Origin of the sequence: Pantoea sp. CTOTU49201 (genome assembly GCF_032054795.1) — a bacterium.
Lineage (GTDB): Bacteria > Pseudomonadota > Gammaproteobacteria > Enterobacterales > Enterobacteriaceae > Pantoea > Pantoea symbiotica.
In genome coordinates this window covers 1-2,779 of the sequence record NZ_DAMBSA010000316.1, presented here as the reverse complement: position 1 = coordinate 2,779, position 2,779 = coordinate 1, and the positions used below count along the sequence as shown (strand labels likewise).

Below are 2,779 nucleotides of genomic sequence, written 5' to 3'. Positions count from 1 at the left end.
TTGCATAATAACTCTGTATATTCTTTCGAGCCTCATGATATTCATAAGACGTCATTTCAATTTTATTTCCCGCTATATCCTCAAAATAAACAGACATTGAGACCTGATGGTCGCTGACGGTAAATGAAACAGAATGAGACGACAGCGTTTTCATCAGCTCACTGAAATAACAAGGTTTAACACTGAAGGCCACCGTATGCCCCGGAGACTGGTGCCGTCTTTCAAAAAGTGAAAGCGCCGCTTCATTATTCTTCAGAACTAAAGGTCCTCCCTGAGTAAACCAGAAAAACAAGGACTCATCACGAACAAATCCCAGCACTTCTTTGTACCATACCTCAGCCGCTTCTAGATTATTCACATAGAGATGAACATGGTCAATTTTCATTACAGACACGGCTACCTCGCAGGCTGATTACCAGCGATAATAATTGAGGACTGCCACACAGATTGCAAATAGCACAGCACTGAAAGAAACTTTATTTAACATAAATTCATTGAGCATCTACATTGTATATATTGGACATCTCAGATTTGCCTGAACCCGGTCATCTCTGCTTAGTTTTAACATGTTGTGAGTGCTATTTGATAATGTCACCCAGATATGGCGCTTTTGCCACCTTTTCTGGGAGATCTCTGCTGATGCTGGTGACCATGTCGAACAAAGAACTAATAGACATTGATGGAAAAGGAACCGTTCATCGATTCCTCTCCAGTCGCAAATACGCTTACGGACGTGCAGCCGTGCCATCTGGCAGGCGCGCATTGGTCCAGTCCGGAATACCGCCCGATACCGGATATTTCGCCGCCTCATTAAGATCGATATCCACGCCCAACCCCGGACGATCGCTGAGGTACGCATAGCCGCGATCAATCTCCGGACAGCCTGGGAACACTTCCTGCAGCGCCTCGTTCACCGGCGTGTATTCCTGAATGCCAAGGTTGGTGATGCTCAGGTCGATATGCAGATTTGCCGCCACGCCAATTGGTGAGATATCGCCAGGACCATGCCACGCGGTGCGCACGCCAAACAGTTCAGCAAAGGTCGCCAGTTTCTTCGCGGGTGTGATGCCGCCAATGGTGCTGACGTGGCAGCGAATATAATCGATCAGCTGGTTCTGAATTAACGGCTTCCACTCGTTAATCTGCGTGAACAGTTCACCCATGGCAATTGGCGTGCTGCTTTGGCTACGTAACTTGCTCAGCCAGTCAATATTCTCGGGCGCAACCGGATCCTCGAGGAAAAATAGTTGATACGGTTCGAGTGATTTCGCCAGCTGAATCGAAGCGATTGGCGTGATGCGCTCGTGCACATCATGAATAAACTCCACGCCAAAACCGAGTTTATTGCGCAGATGGTCAAACAGGCGCGGTACGGCGCGCGCATACGCATCCGGATCGAAATAGATGCCGTGCGTAGGATTACGCGGTGACACTTTCGGCTGGATATTGCGCGCCTTGGCCAGCTTGCTGGCGATCAAACGCAAATCATCGGTACCCGCGCCGCCATACATGCCCATCTGACAGCGCACATATTGATAGCCCTCCTCCATGCGCGCGCGAATGTTATCTTCAACTTCAATCTCATCTGCGCCGTCGCAGTGACGATAAAGCGGCACGCCATCACGACATTTGCCACCAAGCAGTTCATATATCGGCAAGTCGGCGACTTTGCCCTTCAGATCCCATAGCGCCATATCAACGCCGGAGAGCGCATTATTCATCACCGGACCATTACGCCAGTAACCGCTCACCGCCGCCGATTGCCAGATATCTTCGATACGCGCCGGGTCTTTGCCGATCAAAAACGGCTTCATGTAGTTTTCGATGGCTGCGGCGACCGCATAGATGCGCTGAGTAAACGTGGCGCAGCCTAAACCGTATAAACCGGGTTCGCTGGTTTCGATTTTAACCACCACCAAATCGATGCCGCCTGGCGCGGTAAGGATGGTTTTTACATCGGTAATTTTCAGGTTACTCATCATGATCCTCACGGTAGCTGGATAACATGCTGTATGATGTCCTACATGTTATGTGTATTAAAAAGCCCTGTTCAGGGCTTTTGGTTATTCAGTTATGGCGTACATCTTCAATGGCGTGCACGTTATGTGTCATCGCACTATTGAGCGTCTCGGCCGCCAGCGCCGCATCGCGGTTTTTCAACGCCATAAAGACTTTGATATGGGCTTCAACGCTTTCCAACGTGATGCCTAACACCCGATTCAACTCTTCCAGGTAATGCACATAAATCCCTTTCAGGGATTCCATTACGTGGATGAACACCTTGTTGTGCGAGGCTTTCACAATCGCCAGATGGAAGTCGTAGTCCGCCAGCGAGTACTTTTTGTAGTCATCTTTACTCACCAGCATGCGATTCAAGGCGCTTTCCAGCACTTTGACATCTTCATCAGTGGCGTTCTGAACTGCCAGCTCCATACATTTGAACTCGACGGTCTGACGGAAAACCCGCATATCATCAAACTCTTCCTGCGACAGATGCAGAATCGGCTGGTTATCACTGAACGATCCGTAGCGCGCCACCTCGCGGGTCACATATGTCCCCTTCCCCTGATGCGTTACCACTACGCCAAGGTCACGTAGCTTCTGCACAGCACTTCGCACGCTGACGCGGCTCACCTGAAAGGTTGCGGTCAGTTCCGCTTCAGAGGGCAACTTGCAGCCCGGCTCCCACAGACCATCCTGAATGTTCTGCTTCATCTGTTCGTAGATGACATCAACCACATTATGTTTTTGGATACTTTCCAGCGCCACGGCGTTACTC

Annotated in this window: 3 protein-coding genes; all 3 read right to left on the bottom strand. The window is 49.9% G+C overall.

The window, feature by feature from the left end; all coding sequences use genetic code 11:
* Positions 1–385 (bottom strand): VOC family protein (locus RTY00_RS18690; protein WP_312665438.1); only part of this gene is annotated, 385 nt, incomplete at its 3' end.
* Positions 386–725: 340 nt separating this feature from the next.
* Entirely contained in the window at positions 726–1,982 is a 1,257-nt protein-coding gene (locus RTY00_RS18685) for an enolase C-terminal domain-like protein (RefSeq protein WP_312665437.1), read from the bottom strand.
* Between the two features lie 85 nt (positions 1,983–2,067).
* On the bottom strand, positions 2,068–2,769 hold the full coding sequence (locus RTY00_RS18680) for a FadR/GntR family transcriptional regulator (RefSeq protein WP_008104106.1): 702 nt from the start codon (positions 2,767–2,769) through the stop codon (positions 2,068–2,070).
* Between the last annotated feature and the right edge of the window lie 10 nt (positions 2,770–2,779).